This is a genomic window from Mucilaginibacter sp. P5_A4, from assembly GCF_056400605.1.
Genome location: NZ_JBFUKX010000070.1, coordinates 1 through 20,327 on the forward strand (window position 1 = coordinate 1; position 20,327 = coordinate 20,327).

Consider the following 20,327-nt stretch of genomic DNA (forward strand, 5'->3'; position numbering starts at 1 on the left):
GTCTTCATCAGCAATTATCGGGAAGTTTACCTCCACTCCCTGCGTTTCATTGATATCATTTATCCAGCCGGTATGTGAATCCAGTGAATCAACGCTTAGGGCCAGTACTTTTACATTACGTTTTGTAAATTCATCTTTTAACGCTGCGGTCCTGCCAAGTTCGGTTGTACAAACCGGTGTATAATCGCCTGGGTGCGAAAACAATACACCCCAGCTGTCGCCAAGGTATTCGTAAAAATCGATGTCTCCGGCAGAAGTTTTTGCTTTAAAATTGGGGGCTTTATCGCCTAATCGTAAACTCATGATTTGTGTGATTTATAGTAGATTAAAGACTACTAAGTTAATATACATTGTTTGATAAATCAAAATTAAACAGAAATTATACTGCAATTTACGCCAACATTACACAAGCAATGTTGTTGAACACTTGAACAAGCTAAAAGCAATATTATTAATGGAACGACATACCTACGATACCGGAATAATTGGAAACTGCGCATTTTTAGCGCATATACATAAAAATACAAATGTGGAGTGGCTGTGCTGGCCCCGGTTCGACAGCACTTTTATCTTTGGTGGATTACTGGATAAAAAGAAAGGCGGCCAGTTTTCAATCCTGCCAGACGGGGAATTTACTTCACATCAATATTACCTGGAAAATACCAATGTTTTAATTACCGAAATAAGCCCTGCCAGCGGCGGCAAATACCGTGTAACCGATTTTGCTCCCCGTTTTTACCAGCACCAGCGCTACTATAAACCCTTGATGCTGTTTAGGAAGATTGAAGCTATTGAAGGTTCGCCAAGGGTAAAGGTTAAATGCGAACCTGTATCTGAATATGGTGCTGTAAAATTAACCGTTAATCGCGGTAGTAACCATATACAATACCTCGGCGGCGAAGAAAATATAAGGCTTACAACCAATATACCCATCAGTTATGTGTTTGATGAACAGCCATTTGTGCTTAATGAGATAAAATACCTCGCACTCACTTATGGCGAACCCCTGGAAGCGCCATTGATARCTACCACAGAACGTTTTTTGGCAGAAACCATTCAATACTGGCGCACATGGATCAAGCACTCATCCATAGCCGGGTATTACCAGCCTTTTGTAATTCGTTCGGGGTTGGCGCTTAAGATACACCAGTTTGAAGATACAGGAGCAATTATAGCTGCAAGTACTACCAGCTTGCCCGAATCGCCGGGAAGCGGCCGTAACTGGGACTATCGCTATTGCTGGCTGCGCGATACCTATTATGTTATAACCGCCCTCAATCACATTGGGCATTTTGAGGAAATGGAAAAATACTTTGGCTATGTAACAGATATTTCTTTTTCTGATGAACAGCGCTACCAGCCGCTGTATGGTATAACGGGTAAAAAGGACCTGGTTGAGCATATACTGACCGATTTGGACGGTTACATGGGCAACCAGCCGGTACGCATAGGCAACCAGGCATCAGAGCATATACAAAATGATATTTATGGACAGGTGATGATCTCTATGCTCCCACTGTATACAGATCATCGCTTTGTTTTTTCGGAGCGAAAGGATTCAGTGAAATGGATCGAATCGCTGCTTAATAAAATTGAACGCACTATAGATGAAAAAGATGCCGGCATCTGGGAGTTTAGGAACATGGCCAATATACATTGCTACAGCAACCTGTTCCAGTGGGCAGGCGCATCGGCGGCAGAAAAAATGGCGCGTACTATTGATAATAAAGAACTGATTGATAAAGCCATATCATTAAAAGGTCGCGCGGCCGCGCACATTGAAAGCTGTTATGATCCTGTCAGGAAGGTGTACACCAATTCGGCAGGGAGCTCCAACCTTGATGCCAGTACGTTGCAGTTAATTATGATGAATTACCTCGATCCTGAATCTCAAAGAGCAAAAGATCATTTACTTGCATTAGAAAAAGAGCTAAAAACACCTAATGGGTTATTTTACAGGTATTTATATAAAGATGATTTTGGTAAACCCAAAACAACTTTCCTGATATGCGCATTTTGGTATGTAGAAGCCCTGGCCAGCGTTGGGCGTATTGACGATGCACAACGTGAGTTTGCCAACCTGTTGCAATACTCCAATCACCTGTTGCTGTTTAGTGAAGATGTCGACGAAAACGATGGCAGCCAATGGGGCAATTTCCCACAGGCCTATAGCCATGTAGGTTTAATGAATGCCGCATATCGTATAGCCATTAAGCTGGACAGGCCGATATTTTTGTAGGTTTATAGGTTGTAGGAAAGTTGGAATGTTAAATGACGTTTCAACTTTCCTACAACTTTCTAACTTTACAACATTCCAACCTTTCAACTTACCTCTACCCCAACATGTTTAGTAAAGCTTGTAAGCAGCTTGCGTACTTCCTGCGGATTACGCAGGTAAAACTTAGCTGCGGATAAATTACTTCCAACTTTTATGGTTATAGCGCTATCTGGCAGTGCTTTAAAGATATCCTCATCGGTATGATCATCACCAAAGGCAATAATAAAATCATAGTTTTTGCCTTCTGTAAGTGTTAAGGCGGCTTTGCCTTTGTTAATATCCATGTTCTTAATTTCCAATACCTTATCCCCCGGCAGTAACTGTAAGCCCTTATCGCTGGCAAGGTATTTAAGGTTATTCATTAATTCGCCTGCTCTAAGCTCGCCTAAGCCAGCCTGGGCCTTGCGGTAGTGCCACACCAGTGAGTATGTTTTTTCTTCGACAAACGAACCCGGAGTGCGGTCTACATAGGTTTCCAGGATGGGATAAATATCTTGTTTCCACTGATCTGACAGACCTGCAATTTTATGCCATGATGTGCCTTGCTGCTTAAACCAGGAGCCATGTTCGGCAATCAGGTAAATATTGGCAAGGTTAAACCATTCGTCAAGATTTTGATGCTTGCGGCCGCTTATCAGCACTACCTGGTTGGCGGGGTCTTCGGTGAGTTTATTAATAATGTTATAAAGCTCCGCATCCGGACTTGCCTGCTCGATGTTTGATTTAAAACCTACCAGCGTGCCGTCATAATCTAAAAATATAATACGTTTTTTGGTTTTGATATAACGGTTAATGATAGACTGCTCGGTTGAGTTGCTTACGTGCCTGGCCTGCAAAGACCGTTGCATCAGTTTTACTTCTTTCAACCGATCCATAAATATTTTAACCCAGTGCGAAATATTAAATTTGGTTACCAGTTGCCGCATTGGTATCATGCGTTTCCGCTGTTCATCCAAAGGCATGTTGATAGCCTGCACTATGGCCCGGCAAACCTCGCCGGTATTATTGGGGTTCACAATTATGGCATCAATTAACTCTTTAGATGAGCCAGCCATCTCGCTCATAATCAATACACCATCGTCATTTATCCGACTGGCTACATACTCCTTGCTTACCAGGTTCATGCCGTCCCTCATAGGAGTTATTAAACAAACATCGGCGGTGTAATACAAAGCCGAAAGCATCTCGATCGGGAACGAACGGTAGTAATAATGTATAGGGCTCCAGTCCATCGTGCGGTAAATGGAGTTGATATTACCTACCTTTTTGTCTATCTCATCGCGCAGGTGAGCATACTGCGGTACTGTATCACGTGATGGCACCACAATCATATACAAGGCTATCTTTTCAATACATTCGGGGTGTAATTGCAGCAATAATTCAAAGGCCTGCAAACGTTGAAGTATACCTTTACTATAGTCGAGCCTGTCAACAGATAGTATAAGCTTAATGTCTTTAAAATTATTTTTTAACAGCTCAATCTGGTGCTGTACATCTTCCTGCAACGGTAACGATGCATATTTCCGTTCATCTATCCCCATCGGGAATGATTCTATAACAATTGAGCGTTCGCCTGTTGTGATAATGTTTGATGACGAGGTTACCGGCAAAATGCGGGTTGTTGCACCCAAAAAATGGCGCACATCATCAAACGTATGAAAACCAATCAGGTCGGCGCCAAGCATTCCATCCAGCAATTCCGACCGCCACGGTATCAACCTGAACATTTCATGCGAGGGAAATGGGATATGCAGGAAAAATCCTATGGAAACATCGGGCAATTCGCTCCTAACCAGGGCTGGCAACAGCAATAGCTGGTAATCATGAATCCAGATCACGTCGCCAGGCTCGGCAATACTTAGAATTACATCCCTGAACTTTTTATTAACGGCCTGGTAATAATCCCAGTTAGATTGCTTGTAATTGGCATAGGTTGATGCATAGTAATGAAAAACCGGCCATAATACCTCGTTTGAAAAACCTTCGTAATATTGGTTGATCTCTTCCTGGTCAAGAAACACAGGGATAAGACTCAATTCTTTTAACTGATGTGTAACCTTATCCTTATCCTGCTGTTCGGCAATTTCAACTCCCGGCCAGCCAATCCACACATTATCATCTTGTTTGTATATTGAACCTAAACCGGTTGCAAGCCCCCCTTCGCTTGATGATAAATTATATTCGTCATCAATTTTAGAAATTTTTACAGGTAGCCGGTTAGATACAATGATAGTCTTTGGCATAATACTTATTAATATTTAAAACTTAATGTTTTATAAAGGTGTAAACAGCCATATTTGTTTGCTAAAAGATAAGAATTACAATATTTGTAAAACAAAAAAGCCGTCCAGATATTTCTGAACGGCTAATATTAAAGCGATTTCTGGGTGATTATTTCACTTGTTGAAAAAATTCAAGGTTAGCTTGTTGAGTTATTCTTACAAGTACCTCGTGAGCATCATTTTTCAAATCAACGAAGTATGAAGTAGCTTCGATGTTAGGGTTTACATCGGTATTAGCCTGGTAAACAATAACTTCGCCAATTTGGTAACCAGCATAGTCTTTGTTGATTTGTTTCATTGTTTTAGCAGGGATAGCTTTAGAGTCAACACGTTGTGTAACACCAAGGTACTCGCCGCTAAGGTTATAAAATGCTGTTTTTCTAACGCCGTCGACAGTGAAAGTTGCTTTCTGGCAATTTTTTGTTACTGTCCAGTTTACATCTTTTGCATCAGCAAAATCAACTGTGAAACCATGTAAGGCTACGTAAGAAACGTTTGTGCCTCCATCTACTCTTTTACCACCATCGGCAGCAAATACATTAACACTTAATAAAGCGGCAATTGCGGTTGTTAAAAATATCTTTTTCATGTATGTTTAAATTTTAAATCCATAACAAAAGTATAGGAATGTTATCAACTTGGCAAATAAAATTTAACTTTTATGAATATTTGATAATAACAGTCAAATTGACGTATAAAATTTAGATTTTCGCAAATCACTTAGTGTATATTTTACAATATCTTAAACAAAAAAGAACATGAAAAATCGGTTTAGCAAATCAAAAACAGATTTATTCACCTGCTGTTACCATCAAATTAACCATTATCGGCAAATCCGGGGTATAAAGTCATGCCGCCATCCATAAAAATGGTTGCTCCAGTAATGTAATCGGCCTCATCTGATGCCAGCCAGGCGGCCAGTTTACCAATATCATCGGGTTTGCCTATCCTGTTATAAGGTATCAGGGTGAGTAGTTTATCTAAAGCTTCGGGCGTTTCCCAGGCAGATTTATTGATAGGGGTTTGTATGGCACCCGGCCCTATACCAACAACCCTTATTTTATGAGGAGCCAGTTCCTGCGCTATACTTTTCATGAACATGCTGATGCCTCCCTTGCTTGCCGCGTAATTAACGTGCCCGGCCCACGGAATTACTTCATGCACACTGCTCATACAGATGATTTTCCCGGCTGCCCTGCTCCTGTCTTCAACTACTCCCCTGCGGATGAACTCCTTGGCTGCCTCGCGCGAGCATAAAAACTGCCCGGTTAAATTAATGCTGATCACTTTATTCCAGTCGTCTAAAGTCATATCCACAAATTTGGAATCCTTTTGCAACCCGGCATTATTTACCAGGATATCAATAGTGCCATAATGCTCAAACATTTGCGCAAACATGGCTTTTACTTCTTCTTCATGGCTTACATCAGCCCGAACAGCAAAGGCTTCACCGCCCGCGGCTTTTATTTGGCTTACTACTTCTTCGGCAGCATCATGATTATGGGCGTAATTGATTAACACTTTGGCGCCGGCAGCAGCCAAAGCTATGGCAACGCCCTTACCTATTCCGCTATCGGAACCGGTTATTAACGCCGCCTGGTTTTTTAATGATGGAGTATGGTTCATTTAACAACAGATTTAATTGTTCAATATAACCAATGAAATTTGCAGAATAATGTTTTAAGACGATTAAGGGATTAAGAAGGATTTCTTTGTCTGAACCGGAATTTAATTGCAAGAATAAATCGTGCCTAATCCTGTAATTGTGTTATAAGATCCAAGAACATAAACAATGCTTTCTTCTTATCCTCGGTTAATTCAAAATCTATCTTCACCATCAGGTAATCCATAATATCAAAATCATCACGCATGGCGATTTCTTTGAATAGTTCATGACGATGGTCGAGGCCGTATTTGAGGGCGGCGTTAAACTCATCCATAAATTCCTGCGGGATGGGTTTGTTGGCTATCCAGCCGGCAAACATAAATGGAAGGCCGGTAAATTTTTGCCACTCTTCGGCAAGATCATAGGCGTATTTATACTTTTCTTTTTTACCAAAGGTACGGTCACCTATTTGAACAAAAGCGGTATTGGCTTCGGTTGATAAACCATAGCAGGCTGTCTCATTAATCAATTCCGGGTTAATCTTCCAAAAGTTTTTGAGCAGCACAAGGGCCAGGTTATTTGATGATCGCGATTCAGGATCAAGCTGCAGATATTTGATATCTTCAACAGCACAATTACTAAAAATAAAAACCGAGTTTACGGCGCCTACAGCACCGATGCAATAGTTGGATACGATTTCCCATTGCGGCAGGTTTAAGGTAGCTGCCACAGGGATGAGCCCGATATCCACTACATCATCTATGAGTTTTTGGGCACAGACTGACGGCATGTCCAGACTTAGTTCTATTTTATCTATGAATCCTGTTTGTTGTAAACCGTATATAAAGGGCTTGGTATTGGTATAGCTAACTGCTGATATTCTGATCTTTTTCACAAGAAACGCTTTCAGGAATGTTTTAAATGTTCGGCATTATTAAAATCGATGATCGCGAACGTGCTGCCATCATAAGCAACTTTGTACAGCACCAAGTTTTGGTGAGGGAAGCAATCCATTTCGGTTAATAGCTTGCCGGTTAAAATACAAAGCAATAAACGCATGGCACGACCATGCATGCAAATTAGTACCGTTTTTTCTTCAGGGTGACTCATAATAAGCTGCATAGCTTCCCGCTGGCGTACCGCTACCTCATTGGGGCTTTCACCGCCTTCAAACTTACTGTCTAAACGGCCATCCATCCAATCGCGCATGATCTGTAAAAATACCGATCGGTTTTCGATAGTGCTTGGCTGCCCTTCATGGATACCCCAGGCCAGCTCATCTAAACCCGGTAGCTTTTCGTACGGGATACCAAGGTCGATAAAGGATTGAACGCTTTGCTGGGTACGCTTTAACGCTGATACATAGATCTTATCAAAAGCAACATCTTTATAAGCCTCGTAAAACTGACGGGCTTGTTTGCGCCCCTCATCATTCAAATCGGTGTTCATACCACGGCCCTGTACAATTCCTTGCCGGTTAAGCTCTGTTTGGCCGTGACGTACTATATATAAAGTTTTTTCTATCATTCTTTTTTTAAGCTAAAAGCTTAAGGCCTAAAGCTAAAAGCTCTTTTCTAATTAATTAAAGCTTTTAGCCTTTGGCTTTCTGCTTTGGGCTTTCAGCTTTCAGCTTTTACCTAATTAATTACCGGCAGTTTGTAGTATTGCGGCTTGGGCTGAGTTTCCGGGAATTCAAAATCCTTGTAATCGGTAACTACATTATAAAGCGTATCGCGCTCTATCGGGTGCCTGCCTACATTTTTTATCAGCTCCACCAATTGTTTGGTGCTCATGCCGGGGTGCTGCTCTTCGGCGCCTGCCATGGAGTAAATCTTTGTAGTATCATCAAGGGTGCCATCAATATCATCGACACCAAAATTAAGAGAAAGCTGCGCAGTAGTGCGACTGATCATTGCCCAGTAAGCTTTAATATGATCAAAATTATCCAGGTAGATGCGGGCTATGGCATAATTTCGCAGATCCTCAATTACGCTCGATTCGGGCACGTGCGACATCTGGTTATCCTGGTTGCGGAATTTTAAAGGGATAAACGTTTGGAAACCGCCTGTTTTATCCTGTAGTTGCCGTAATTGATCCATATGGTCAACACGGTGATGGAATTTCTCGATATGACCATACAGCATAGTAGCATTTGAGCGCCCTCCCAGTTTATGCCATTCTTCATGGATAGCCAGCCACTGGTCGCCGGTACATTTATCTTTCGAAATCAGTTCACGAACTTCCGGGTGAAAGATCTCGGCGCCGCCACCCGGTATCGAACCTAAGCCTGCCTCGTGCATCAGGCGCATACCTGTTGCGTAATCAATTTTAGCTTTCTTAAATATATAATGGTATTCAACAGGTGTTAGCGCTTTAATATGCAGCCCGGGACGATGGTCCCTGATTCTGTTAAAAAGTTCCTGGTAAAAAGGCACATCGTATTGCGGCAATACACCGCCTACAATATGTACTTCGGTTACCGGTTCATCATCGTATTTGGTAACCATGTTAAACATCTCGTCCATGGTATACTCCCAGCCTTCTGACTTTTGTTTCAGCAGGCGCGAGTATGAACAAAATTTACAATCGTAAACACAAAGATTGGTAGGCTCGATATGGAAATTACGATTGAAATAAGTTTTATCACCATGGCGTTTTTCGYGGATATAGTTGGCCAAAACGCCCAGGTAACCCAGGTCGCCCTGTTCATATAATGTAACACCTTCATCAAAGGTTATCCGTTCGCTGCGTTGTACTTTTCCGGCAATGTGCTTTAAATCAGCAGGCAGATCCGGATTTTGTAATAATAACTGTAAATTATTTTCAGCCTCCATTAAAAAAACTTTGTACAAATGTACTAAAAAAGCAGAAAGCTCAAGGCGGAAAGCTTAAAGCGGAAGTCATTCTTGACAATCAGATTATGAGCGGAAAGAAGCCTAAGACAGATAGCCATATTTCAAAAGCTTTATGCCTTGAGCTTTTGGCTTTTAGCCTACAAGGCTGTTATCGTTGTAATGGTAACTCCGTTAAAGCAATCATCCTGGCAGCCATGAGGCACATAACCACAGTTTGATATTAAACCATTGTTTTTTGCTTCAAATATAATGTCGTTGCTTTTTGCATCAACTTTAAGCCACTGGGTGCGGGCTTTTAAATATATGGCATCTATTGTAAGTGCTTCGGCGACATCATTAGGATGTGTATTTATAGTAGCGGCATCTTCATGCCAGGCTTTAACTGTGTCGGCTTTGTTGGTACCATCATTGCGTGATTGTATCCGGATGTAATCGCGCGAAACAACTTTACCATTACTGACGCCTGTTTTGATGGTAACACCAAAACCTGTCCACGAGCCAAAACTTGTTGTGTACCAATAGGAGTTTTTTGCGTTGCTTTTAAAGCTTAACCACGCTTTATAGCTGGTATCATATTCGCTTTGTTTGGCAATGTTTTCTTTTTGGCAGCCTGAGGCTGATAGTACGATGATAATGGTAAGCAGGTACAGGTTTTTCATAGGTGTTTTTTAATAATTACGTGATATTTACGCCTATCGCTACAGCAAATCACAAATAATCTTATTTACTTTGGTTTATAACATATACAAAATGAAAACTGAAACTATAGCCATACACGCGGGTAACCATATTGACGGATCATCAAGAGCTGTGATACAGCCTATTGTTATGTCAACCACGTTTGAGCGTGGTATGGATGGCGACTTTCCGGGAGGGCATATCTATAGCCGGTCATCAAACCCAAATCGTTCGTTACTGGAGAATGTGATAACCCAATTAGAAGGTGGTGTTGATGCTGCTTCATTTTCATCGGGCAATGCCGCTGGTATGGCCGTATTTCAATCACTTAAACCGGGTACCCATATTATTTGTCCCGATGATATGTATCACGGCCTGCGCAACCAGCTTAAAAACCTGTTTGCCGGTATATTAACTTTCGATTTTATTGATGTTAACGATGATGAACTATTATTACAGCACATTAAGCCCGAAACCGGCCTGATCTGGATAGAAACACCGTCAAATCCGCTGCTTAAAATTACTGATATTAAAAAGGTGGCAGCTATCGCGAAAGCAAAAAACCTTAAAGTTGTTGTTGACAATACATTCGCAACACCGATATGCCAGCAGCCATTAGCCTTAGGTGCCGATATGGTAATGCACTCGGCCACAAAATATTTTGGCGGGCATAGCGACCTGATGGGCGGAGCGTTAATTACCGCCGAAAAAAGCGATTGGTGGGCAAAAATACGCCAGGTGCAGGAAATGGGTGGCGCTATCCCCTCTCCAACCGATTGCTTTTGGCTGGCGCGCAGCATTAAAACCCTGCCATACCGTGTTAAAGCACATGTAAACAATGCGCAGTTATTAGCTGAATTTTTAGAGTACCATCCCAAAGTAGAAAAGGTTTTATATCCCGGTTTAACATCACATCCGCAGCATGAAATTGCTAAAGACCAAATGCTTGCCTTTGGCGGAATGCTATCCTTTATAATTAAGGGCGATGAGAACGATACCCACAATATCATCAACAAGCTAAAAATATTTACCAGGGCAACCAGCCTTGGCGGTGTGGAAAGTTTGATAGAGCATCGTGCAACCATGGAAGGCCCCGACACTAAAACACCGTTTAACTTATTACGGGTATCGGTTGGGCTGGAACATATTGATGATTTGGTGGCCGATTTGGAGCAGGCTTTGAATGGATAAAAGATGAAAAGATGAAGGAGCAAGGACAGAAATGCCATGGGTCCTTGCTCCTTTGTCCAACAGTCTATAATCTAAATAAAAATTTAATTTGGTATTTAAATAAATATCCGCTTATCTTTGGACCATTATTTGGTAGCGATACCACTATAGTCGATCAATTCTCCGCATAGTTCGGGTATTGATTTATAAAGAAGCGGCGAGAGATCAGGCTCAATGACCCGCTGGCAACCCTTCAATTTTGAAGAAGGTGCCAATTCCTGTCCCGGCAAATAACACCGGGGAATATAAATTTATAACCATGAAAAGTTTAATTAAAATTACTACAAGCAACATTTTTAATACCCAAAACGGTAACATACAACGTATTAGCTTAAATAGCGGTATTTGTATGTGTTGCTGCTGTTGATGCTTTAATACGTTCCTTTTTTCAATCCCTGAAAATATACGTGTTGTAAAACTGGTAAACAATTTATCAGCTTGCTAACCATTCAAACATCAAAAATTTAATTATAACCTTCAAAAACTTAAAACTATGTCTGCCTTAAAATTCGAAACCTTACAACTACACGCCGGCCAGGAAGTTGACCCAACTACAGGTGCGCGCGCCGTGCCGCTTTACCAAACCACATCTTACGTATTTAAAAGTGCCGAGCATGGTGCAAACCTCTTCGCCTTAAAGGAGTTTGGCAATATTTATACCCGATTAATGAACCCCACTACCGATGTTTTTGAAAAACGTATAGCGGCTTTAGAGGGTGGTGTTGCAGGATTAGCTACGGCATCGGGCCAGGCAGCACAATTCATTGCATTAAATAACATATTACAGGTTGGCGACAACTTTGTTACCTCACCATTTTTATATGGCGGTACTTATAACCAGTTTAAGGTAGCCTTTAAGCGCTTAGGCATCGAGGCGCGTTTTGCCAAAGATGATACCGCCGAAAGTATTGAAGCCCTCATTGACGGCAAAACCAAAGCCATTTTCCTGGAAACCATAGGTAACCCAGGCTTTACCATTGCCGATTTTGATAAGTTAGGCGCTCTGGCTAAAAAGCACGATCTGCCCCTGATAGTTGATAATACTTTTGGAGCAGGCGGCTATCTGTTTCGCCCGTTGGAGCATGGTGCAAGTGTGGTGGTACAATCAACAACCAAATGGATAGGTGGTCATGGAACCAGCATTGGCGGTGCAATAGTTGATGGCGGTACTTATAACTGGGCCAATGGCAAGTTTCCGCAGTTTACAGAGCCGTCTGAAGGTTACCACGGCTTGGTATTTGCCGATGTATTTGGCATTGGCGGCCCGTTTGGTAACATTCAGTTTATAATACGTGCCCGTGTGGAAGGCCTTAGAGATTTTGGCCCTTCGCAATCACCATTTAATTCATGGTTGAACATCCAGGGATTAGAAACCCTTTCATTGCGTGTACAGCGCCATGTAGATAACACACTGGAGCTTGCCAAATGGCTCGACCAGCATCCACAGGTAGCAACAGTTAACTATCCGGGACTGGAATCATCACCCTATCATGAACTGGCTAAAAAATACCTTAAAAATGGTTTTGGAGCGGTGTTATCCTTTGAGATAGACGGCGATAAAGAAGATGCCGGTAAACTAATTGATAATCTTAAACTGGTAAGTCATTTAGCTAATGTTGGCGACGCAAAAACATTGATCATTCAGCCATCTGCAACTACGCATCAGCAGCTTTCTGATGAGGAACAGTTATCGGCAGGTGTGAGGCCTAATTCGTTACGCGTTGCGGTGGGGATTGAGCATATTGATGATATTAAAGCAGATTTTGAACAGGCATTTGCCAAAATAAAAAGGGCATCGGCCCAATTAGTATAGTATAGTTTTTTTTAAGTGATATAGTAAAGTTGTTACGGGCTGCGGCTGACAATAAAATCAGCTGCACCCGCGATAACAAGACAAAAGAATGAACACAGAAATATTTAAGTACACTCAACCATTCGGCCTTGAATCCGGTGAGGAATTACATGACCTGGAGATAGGCTTTCATACTTATGGCAGGCTTAACAAAGCAAAAGATAATGTGGTATGGGTATGCCATGCCCTAACCGCTAATTCGGATGTTTATGATTGGTGGAAAGGTTTTGTAGGCACAGGTAATAAATTTAATGCCGAAGAGCATTTTATAGTATGTGCCAATATCCTGGGTTCGCCTTATGGCACAACCAACCCTTTAAGTATTAACCCGGCAAACGGACAGCCTTATTTACAGGCTTTTCCGCAGTTTACTATCAGGGATATTATAAAAGCACATCAACTTTTGGCAGATCATCTTGGGATAGGTAATATTCATATCCTTATCGGTGGCTCATTAGGCGGCCAGCAAGCTATTGAATGGGGAATTATTGAGCCCGAGCGGATTAAAAATTTGATACTGATAGCTACCAATGCCCGCCATTCTCCGTGGGGAGTAGCATTTAACGAATCACAGCGTTTGGCATTAAGTGCCGATCCTACTTTTCATAATAACACTGTTGATGGTGGCCTCAATGGTTTGAAAGCCGCGCGCAGCATTGCCCTGCTCTCCTATCGTACTTATAAAACATATGGCATAACTCAACAGGAAGAAACAGATGCCAAAACAGATGATTTTAAGGCATCTACCTACCAGGCTTATCAAGGCCAAAAGTTAGTAAACCGCTTTAATGCGCATAGCTACTGGTATTTAACCAAAGTTATGGATTCGCATAATGTGGGCCGTGGCCGTAATGGTGTAGAAAAGGCGCTAAGCCTTATCAAAGCGCGTACCCTGGTTATCGGCATAAAATCAGATGTGTTATTTCCCATTGAGGAGCAGGAATACCTGTTCAGGCATATTCCAAAATCGGCCTTTGCCGAACTGGATTCGTTTTATGGCCATGATGGATTTTTAATTGAAACAGAAGCATTGACAAATATTATCACATCGTTTTTTAAAACCGATGTAAAAGGAAAAATTATAGAATTGCAACGTACAGCGTAATGAGTAAAAAGTTAAGTATAGGATTATTTGGATTTGGAGTAGTTGGGCAGGGATTATATGATATCATCAAAACTAAAAATTTAAACATCGAAATAGTAAAATTCGCTATTAAAGACCCGCATAAAAAGCGCACCTTACCGGCAGAATTTTTTACCACTGATAAAAATGAATTGCTCGACAACCCGGAAATAAACACCATTGTTGAGCTGATAAACGATACCGAAGCCGCTTTCGAAATTGTTTCAAGAGCCTTAAGCAGCGGAAAAAATGTAGTATCGGCAAGTAAAAAAATGATCGCGCTGCATTTGGAAGAATTAATAGAGCTTCAACATAAATATGGAACTTCCCTCCTATATGAAGGCGCGGTTTGCGGTAGTATCCCCATCATCCGTAACCTGGAGGAGTATTATGACAACGAATTACTGCACTCTATAAGCGGTATTTTTAACGGATCATCAAACTACATACTTTCAAAAGGATTTATTGAAGGTTTGGATTATGACAGCGCCCTGAAACAAGCGCAGGACCTTGGCTTCGCCGAAACCGATCCAACAAGTGATGTTGGTGGTTTTGATGCCAAATACAAGCTGGTTATTGCCGCCGCACATGCTTACGGAGTTGTTATTCCACCACACAAGGTTTTCAATTTAGGGATTCAAAACCTGGCAGCGCAGGATCTGCAATATGCCCGCGAAAAAAACCTGAAGATCAAATTAGTTCCTGTAGCTAAGGAACTGGATGAGCGAAATGTAGCCCTGTTTGTATTACCAAAATTTGTAAATGAAACCGAGTTTTTATACAATGTAGAATATGAATACAACGGTGTAACGGTACAGGCCGCTTTTGCCGATCAGCAATTCTTCTTTGGTAAGGGAGCTGGCGGCCACCCTACCGGCTCGGCCGTATTGTCTGATATAGCGGCACTGCGTTACAGCTATCAGTATGAGTATAAAAAAGCCAAGGAAAAAACAGATCTACAATTCACTAATAATATTGAATTGGATATCTATTTAAGGTATGATGACGAGAGTTTAGTTGATGCATTGCAATTTATACATATTCAGGAACGCTATTATTCAGGTAGTTATAAGTTTGTTATAGGAAAAGTGAATTTGCAAAACCTGGTAGATAATCAAATCCGTATATCCGATAGTAAGGCATTTGTTGCCTTTGCCGGTCAGCTAACGGGTGTTAGCTTAGCATCGGCATAAACAGACAAGCGAAGTTTTTATGCAAATTTTCTTTGTTGTTTAAACAATAAAAAAGGCTCCGGATCGGAGTCTTTTTTATTTCTATTTTTTCTTTTAGTATCCCTATTTAGCAAAAAAAACGGCAATCCGTTTTCCATAAGCCACAGTCATAATACCAATAAATATTTTTGTTACTGATGATATTGCCGAGTTTTGATCGCTAACGTTTGCTAAAGTGTATAAACGGTAAAGCAAATCGGGTAAGGCATTAACAATAAGCAACCCACCGATGATGATCAGCGCTATTTCATAGATCACTTTTCTATCGGCAAACAGTTTTACATTTTCCTTGCTGTCGGCTGTATTGGTTACCAAACGGGTAATAAACCGGGTGCCAATAATTAAGAAAAGAGATAGTGCCAGCATCAGCACAAAGTTTGCAATGTTCAGCCAAAACAAATTCATTTGTTCCCCGGGATGATCGGCTGATGAAATAGCGCCGAAGCTTTTTAAAAATGTAAAAAAGCCGGGCACTTTAGATAAATTGGATACCAAAAGGTAAATACCCAGGATTTTTATGGTTATTTCATAAATATCAGCTTTCTTCATTTTTTAATTTATGATATGGTTTATAATGGCAACGAATATAAACAAATACGGCACATATTGAATAGCTGATTGCAGAAGAAGCGTAGTCCTGGGGTTTCATTAAAGGAGACAGCGTAATCTCAATCCAAATAATAATGCCTTATCTGTTTTAATCCATGATCGAGCTCATAAACCCAGGGCGTAGCTGTAGGAATTTCCAGTTGGGTTACTTCTTCGTCGCTAAGGCAATCAATATATTTTATTAGCGAGCGCAGGCTGTTGCCATGGGCAACCACAATTACCCTTTGGTTGTGCCGCAAGGCTTTTATAATAGTTTCATTCCAAAAGGGTAAAACCCTGTCCATTGTTTCGCTTAGATTTTCGGTTAATGGTAATTCACGTTCTGTCAAATGTTTATAACGTAGGTCGTGCCCCGGATATCGCGGATCGTCTTTGGTTATAGCTGGTGGATGTTCATTGGGGTCGCGCCTCCATTTCAGCACCTGTTCGGCACCGTATTTGGCTACGGCTTCATCTTTATTCATGCCTTGTAAGGCACCATAAAAGCGCTCATTCAGTCGCCATGATTTTTCAACCGGGATCCATAAATGATCAAGCTCCTCCAACACAAAATGCATGGTTTTTATTGATCGTTTCAGGTATGATGTAAAACCGGCGTCAAAATTGTAGCCGTTCTTTTTTAGGATCTGTCCTGCTTTATGGGCTTGCAGGTAACCGTTTTCGGATAAGTCTACATCTTCCCAGCCGGTAAAGCGGTTTTCGAGGTTCCAGGTGCTTTCACCGTGGCGTATCAATACTATTTTTTGCATAGGTATTTACTTAACGCAAATGTAAGCCGCGAGTTGTAAAAAAAATTGTAAAATATTCATAATTCAATTAGCTTGCGTTATAAACCAAACTAATGCTAAACCAATTATGATTCCAACTACACCTGTTCCTGTAAAGGATGGTATTGCCAACCCCGCCCCGCTTGGGCTTTGCGCCTTTGGTATGACCACCGTTTTATTAAACATTCATAACGCCGGCTTTTTTGAAATGAACAGTATGATACTGGCCATGGGTATATTTTACGGTGGCCTGGCGCAAGTAATAGCCGGTGTTATTGAAGCTAAAAAGAACAACACTTTTGGGCTAACCGCATTTACATCCTACGGCTTTTTCTGGCTGTCGTTAGTCGGGCTTATTGTTATGCCCAAATTAGGCTGGGCTACAGCTGCTTCAGAAGGTGCCATGTGCGCTTACTTAAGTGTATGGGGTGTTTTTACTTTACTATTGTTTTTTGGTACACTAAAATTAAACAGGGCACTCCAGTTTGTATTTGGATCATTAACTATACTATTCTTTTTATTAGTAGCCGGCGATGCCACCGGAAATGCGACAATTAAACATTTGGCTGGTTATGAAGGCATTATTTGCGGCGCATCTGCCATATATACCGGCATTGCCAATGTGCTTAATGAAGTTTACGGGCGTGTTGTATTACCTATTGGCCCTGTAAAGGTTTAAAATAATGTTGCTAAATTGCGCAGGTGAAAGATTTTAAAAAATACTATAGCATACCGGCAACGCCCGACGAAATTTATATAGCCCTTACCAACCCAGTTACCATTGAATTATGGACCGGCGAGGTTGCAGAAATGAGTACCGAACCAGGTTCAGAATTTTCTATGTGGGATGGCAGCATAACCGGTAAAAACCTGGAGTTTGAACCCGGCAAAAAAATTGTGCAGCAATGGTATTTTGAAGGTAAATCTGATGACTCGATAGTAACCATCAAATTGCACCCCGATAAACAGGGCACATCTGCCGAGCTAAGGCATACCAATATCCCCGATGAGGATTTTGATGATATAACCGAAGGCTGGACCTACAGCTATTTTGGCGGGCTGATTGATTTTTTTGAAGGCGAATAAGGCCTCGCCCCACTCCTTTCAAAAAGAAAGGGCTTTAAAACACCAAAAGCCACTCAGATCGAGTGGCTTTTGGTGTTTAAGGGCAGCTATTGACCAGCCTTGATTTGCATGATATTTTAAATTGTAACCGCCGGGTGCACAAATACCTTCGATTTAATATCGGCACCTGCTTTACCAAGCGTTGCCGCTACCGAACAGTATTTATTGAGTGATAATTCAGCAGCACGGGCTGCTTTGTCTTCATCAATATCGCCATATAAATGAAATTCAATATCAATATCCTGCCAAAGTGAGGGTTCTTTACCTGCTTCACGTTCGCCGTTTACTACCATTTTATAATCCTTTACATCCTGTCGTTGTTTTTTAAGTATGCTGATAACGTCAATTGCAGAGCAACCGGCCAAGCCCATTAAAAGCATTTGCATGGGGCGTATACCAAAATCCTGGCCACCGCTTTCGGGGCTGCTATCCATTTTTACAGTATGACCATTGGCATCTACAGCCTCAAAGCCGAAATCGCCATGTACACGTTTAAGTTCTATTGTAGACATAGTGTTATAGTTTATAATAATGCTAAGTTAGATATTAAATTTAGTGTTGCTAATTAAGCATGTTATTATTTACGCTGTTATTAYCAAAAAAGTTTCATTTAAACAGGTTCCTGTCTTTAACCGGTATTACCAATTTTAAACCGGACCATGTTTCGTCAACGGCGCAAACTTTTATATCCACAAGCCCAATTTCGATGGCAAAATTCCTGATAACATCTTCGGTAATGTCGGTGACAACTTTTGACGCCTTCTTTGGCCAGGATACCCATATCATGCCATCGGGTTTCATTTGGTTCATTAATTGGGGAAGTACGGTCAAAAATTCATCCCGTTGTTTGGTGAAAAAATGGATCACATCTTTTTTTACTGCCGCTTCATCTACAAAATAAACATCAGTCGGCAAATCGGTAAACAATTGCAGGTAATAATCGGGTGCGTTAAGCAACATTACTTTTGCCGCTGTTTTTATACCCAGTTTTTTCGCCAACGGAGTACCTGAGTAGCCTGCCATGTTAATTAATTTGTTTGAGGTGGTGCAATAAATGTTCTACATAATCATTTGCCAGCCATTCCACAGTTTGGAGGTTAGGCTCCTTTTTACTGTTATCGCAACGGGCTGTTAACCTTTCTGCCGGGTAGTTTTCCCAAACCCTTATTATTTGCCGGTTAAGTAAGCTCCACAAATCAAGCAGATCATTAATATCAGCTTTTTGGTAATGCTGCGCTGCAACCCATTCCACCTGCTCATAAGTAAGTCTGAAATTCTCTTCGTAAGTGCAACGCACAAAACGCTGCAGGTTTATTTGCGCGCTATCAATAAGGTGGCCGATGATTTCCTTTTTTGACCATTTATTGGGCGTGGGTTTGTTTTCCCAATCAAGCTGTTCGGTTTTTATCTGTAGAAAATTATTGATGGCATTGTTTAAAATTGCTGAGGTGGTGGTCATGGTTATGTTTTCAAAATAAGTATTTAAAGATTGTTATTTCATATTAAATTACAAAACCATTAACTTCAAAGCCTTAAACATAGCTAATGGCCCTTAATTATATCTGGATAGCATTTTTCCTTATCGCTTTTGTTGTTGCGCTCGTTAAACTCATTTTTTTGGGCGATGTTGAAGCATTTAAATTATTGGTTGATGGTATTTTCAGTTCCTCAAAATCATCGGTTATGGATATTGCCCTGCCGCTGGTTGGTGCAATGGCTTTTTGGCTGGGTATTTTAAATGTTGGCGAAAAGGCCGGGGCAATTAATTTCCTTTCGCGCATTGTAGGTCCGTTTTTCAGTCGTTTATTTCCCGAAGTTCCTGAGAAACACCCTGCGGTAGGGCAAATGCTGATGAATTTTTCGGCCAACCTGCTGGGGCTCGATAATGCGGCTACCCCGCTTGGATTAAAAGCGATGGGAAGCTTGCAGGAGCTAAACAAAGATAAAGATGCCGCATCTAATGCCCAGATCATGTTCCTGGTGCTGCACACTTCGGGGTTGCAGATGTTGCCGGTTACCATAATAGCCCAACGGGCAATTTTGAATGCTAAAGACCCTGCCGATATATTTTTGCCCTGTGTTATAGCAACCTATGTGGCAACGGTAGTTGGCTTATTGGTAGTAGCCGTAAAGCAAAAAATAAACCTGTTTGATAGGGTAATTATAACCTGGCTTGGCGGGGTAACCGCGTTTATAACCCTGGTAGTATGGTATTTTACTACGCACCTATCTAAAGAGGAGATCAGTACTGTATCAAAAGTGGTGAGCAATTTTCTCCTGTTTGCTATTCCTGTCATTTTTATTGTGGGTGGATTGATCAAAAAGATCAATGTATTTGATGTTTTTGTTGAAGGTGCCAAAAGCGGATTTGAAACTTCGGTAAAAATTATCCCCTACCTGGTTGCCATGCTGGTAGGCATCAGCGTATTCCGCAGCTGCGGCGCTTTGGATTATATGAACGAAGGCTTACGCTGGGTTTGTACCAAAGCAAGTTTAGATACACGTTTTGTAGACGCCATGCCTGTTGCCTACATGAAACCCCTCAGCGGATCGGGTTCAAAGGCCATGATGATAGATGTAATGAAAACCTTCGGCCCAGATAGTTTTGCCGGACGTTTGGGAAGCATATTCAATGGCTCGGCCGATACTACCTTTTATATTGTTGCGCTATATTTTGGCACTGTAGGTAT

Annotated in this window: 21 protein-coding genes and 1 riboswitch; of the genes, 8 read left to right on the forward strand and 13 right to left on the reverse strand. The window is 41.4% G+C overall.

The window, feature by feature from the left end:
* A partial coding sequence (locus tag AC1DQW_RS25695; protein ID WP_477456664.1) for a redoxin domain-containing protein occupies positions 1–303 on the reverse strand: 303 nt, incomplete at its 3' end.
* A 151-nt stretch (positions 304–454) separates the two neighbouring features.
* Here AC1DQW_RS25695 and AC1DQW_RS25700 point away from each other — a divergent pair.
* Positions 455–2,239, forward strand: coding sequence for a glycoside hydrolase family 15 protein (locus AC1DQW_RS25700; RefSeq protein WP_477456665.1), 1,785 nt, complete (start codon positions 455–457; stop codon positions 2,237–2,239).
* A gap of 83 nt (positions 2,240–2,322) precedes the next feature.
* Here the strand turns inward: AC1DQW_RS25700 and AC1DQW_RS25705 are convergent, their stop codons facing one another.
* The 7 genes from AC1DQW_RS25705 to AC1DQW_RS25735 form a co-directional block, all read right to left on the reverse strand.
* Positions 2,323–4,521, reverse strand: a complete 2,199-nt coding sequence (locus tag AC1DQW_RS25705) for a bifunctional alpha,alpha-trehalose-phosphate synthase (UDP-forming)/trehalose-phosphatase (RefSeq protein ID WP_477456666.1) — start codon at positions 4,519–4,521, stop codon at positions 2,323–2,325.
* 148 nt (positions 4,522–4,669) lie between these two features.
* Positions 4,670–5,149 carry a hypothetical protein gene (locus tag AC1DQW_RS25710; protein ID WP_477418632.1) on the reverse strand — a complete coding sequence of 160 codons (480 nt, stop codon included), beginning with the start codon at positions 5,147–5,149 and terminating at the stop codon, positions 4,670–4,672.
* A 227-nt stretch (positions 5,150–5,376) separates the two neighbouring features.
* Positions 5,377–6,186, reverse strand: coding sequence for an SDR family oxidoreductase (locus AC1DQW_RS25715; RefSeq protein WP_477418634.1), 810 nt, complete (start codon positions 6,184–6,186; stop codon positions 5,377–5,379).
* Between the two features lie 125 nt (positions 6,187–6,311).
* The gene (locus tag AC1DQW_RS25720) at positions 6,312–7,061 is read right to left on the reverse strand and encodes a menaquinone biosynthetic enzyme MqnA/MqnD family protein (protein WP_477456667.1); all 750 of its coding nucleotides are present in this window, start codon (positions 7,059–7,061) and stop codon (positions 6,312–6,314) included.
* 11 nt (positions 7,062–7,072) lie between these two features.
* Positions 7,073–7,693, reverse strand: coding sequence for a histidine phosphatase family protein (locus tag AC1DQW_RS25725; RefSeq protein WP_477456668.1), 621 nt, complete (start codon positions 7,691–7,693; stop codon positions 7,073–7,075).
* Positions 7,694–7,803: 110 nt separating this feature from the next.
* Positions 7,804–9,000, reverse strand: coding sequence for an aminofutalosine synthase MqnE (gene mqnE, locus AC1DQW_RS25730; RefSeq protein WP_477456669.1), 1,197 nt, complete (start codon positions 8,998–9,000; stop codon positions 7,804–7,806).
* A 158-nt stretch (positions 9,001–9,158) separates the two neighbouring features.
* Complete coding sequence (locus AC1DQW_RS25735; protein ID WP_477456670.1) at positions 9,159–9,680, reverse strand: hypothetical protein; 522 nt, start codon at positions 9,678–9,680, stop codon at positions 9,159–9,161.
* 91 nt (positions 9,681–9,771) lie between these two features.
* Between AC1DQW_RS25735 and AC1DQW_RS25740 the strand changes: the two genes are divergently transcribed.
* The 4 genes from AC1DQW_RS25740 (at position 9,772) to AC1DQW_RS25755 (ending at position 15,097) form a co-directional block, all read left to right on the forward strand.
* Complete coding sequence (locus AC1DQW_RS25740; RefSeq protein WP_477456671.1) at positions 9,772–10,890, forward strand: trans-sulfuration enzyme family protein; 1,119 nt, start codon at positions 9,772–9,774, stop codon at positions 10,888–10,890.
* 180 nt (positions 10,891–11,070) lie between these two features.
* A riboswitch (SAM riboswitch) is annotated at positions 11,071–11,181 on the forward strand.
* Between the two features lie 241 nt (positions 11,182–11,422).
* A complete protein-coding gene (locus AC1DQW_RS25745; protein WP_477456672.1) occupies positions 11,423–12,742 on the forward strand; it encodes an O-acetylhomoserine aminocarboxypropyltransferase/cysteine synthase family protein in 1,320 nt (439 codons plus the stop codon).
* A gap of 88 nt (positions 12,743–12,830) precedes the next feature.
* On the forward strand, positions 12,831–13,886 hold the full coding sequence (locus AC1DQW_RS25750) for a homoserine O-acetyltransferase family protein (protein ID WP_477456673.1): 1,056 nt from the start codon (positions 12,831–12,833) through the stop codon (positions 13,884–13,886).
* A complete protein-coding gene (locus tag AC1DQW_RS25755; protein ID WP_477456674.1) occupies positions 13,886–15,097 on the forward strand; it encodes a homoserine dehydrogenase in 1,212 nt (403 codons plus the stop codon). The genes AC1DQW_RS25750 and AC1DQW_RS25755 overlap by 1 nt, the downstream gene beginning before the upstream one ends.
* Before the next feature lie 102 nt (positions 15,098–15,199).
* Here the strand turns inward: AC1DQW_RS25755 and AC1DQW_RS25760 are convergent, their stop codons facing one another.
* Together AC1DQW_RS25760 and gpmA are read right to left on the reverse strand one after the other, a co-directional pair.
* On the reverse strand, positions 15,200–15,685 hold the full coding sequence (locus tag AC1DQW_RS25760) for a hypothetical protein (RefSeq protein ID WP_477456675.1): 486 nt from the start codon (positions 15,683–15,685) through the stop codon (positions 15,200–15,202).
* A gap of 119 nt (positions 15,686–15,804) precedes the next feature.
* Positions 15,805–16,494, reverse strand: coding sequence for a 2,3-diphosphoglycerate-dependent phosphoglycerate mutase (gpmA, locus tag AC1DQW_RS25765; protein WP_477405922.1), 690 nt, complete (start codon positions 16,492–16,494; stop codon positions 15,805–15,807).
* A 106-nt stretch (positions 16,495–16,600) separates the two neighbouring features.
* On the opposite strand from gpmA, the gene AC1DQW_RS25770 reads away from it, so the two are divergent.
* Positions 16,601–17,191: an acetate uptake transporter gene (locus AC1DQW_RS25770; RefSeq protein ID WP_477456676.1), complete on the forward strand. Its 591-nt coding sequence runs from the start codon at positions 16,601–16,603 to the stop codon at positions 17,189–17,191.
* Between the two features lie 23 nt (positions 17,192–17,214).
* The gene (locus AC1DQW_RS25775) at positions 17,215–17,598 is read left to right on the forward strand and encodes an SRPBCC domain-containing protein (protein ID WP_477405926.1); all 384 of its coding nucleotides are present in this window, start codon (positions 17,215–17,217) and stop codon (positions 17,596–17,598) included.
* A gap of 116 nt (positions 17,599–17,714) precedes the next feature.
* Here AC1DQW_RS25775 and AC1DQW_RS25780 read toward each other — a convergent pair whose 3' ends face one another.
* The 3 genes from AC1DQW_RS25780 to AC1DQW_RS25790 all read right to left on the reverse strand — a co-directional run bounded on the left by AC1DQW_RS25780 (position 17,715) and on the right by AC1DQW_RS25790 (position 19,096).
* Positions 17,715–18,149, reverse strand: a complete 435-nt coding sequence (locus tag AC1DQW_RS25780; protein ID WP_477405928.1) for an OsmC family protein — start codon at positions 18,147–18,149, stop codon at positions 17,715–17,717.
* A 94-nt stretch (positions 18,150–18,243) separates the two neighbouring features.
* Positions 18,244–18,660 carry a DUF3052 family protein gene (locus AC1DQW_RS25785; RefSeq protein ID WP_477456677.1) on the reverse strand — a complete coding sequence of 139 codons (417 nt, stop codon included), beginning with the start codon at positions 18,658–18,660 and terminating at the stop codon, positions 18,244–18,246.
* A gap of 1 nt (position 18,661) precedes the next feature.
* On the reverse strand, positions 18,662–19,096 hold the full coding sequence (locus tag AC1DQW_RS25790) for a DinB family protein (RefSeq protein WP_477456678.1): 435 nt from the start codon (positions 19,094–19,096) through the stop codon (positions 18,662–18,664).
* A gap of 86 nt (positions 19,097–19,182) precedes the next feature.
* Here AC1DQW_RS25790 and AC1DQW_RS25795 point away from each other — a divergent pair.
* Positions 19,183–20,327 (forward strand): nucleoside recognition domain-containing protein (locus AC1DQW_RS25795; RefSeq protein ID WP_477456679.1); only part of this gene is annotated, 1,145 nt, incomplete at its 3' end.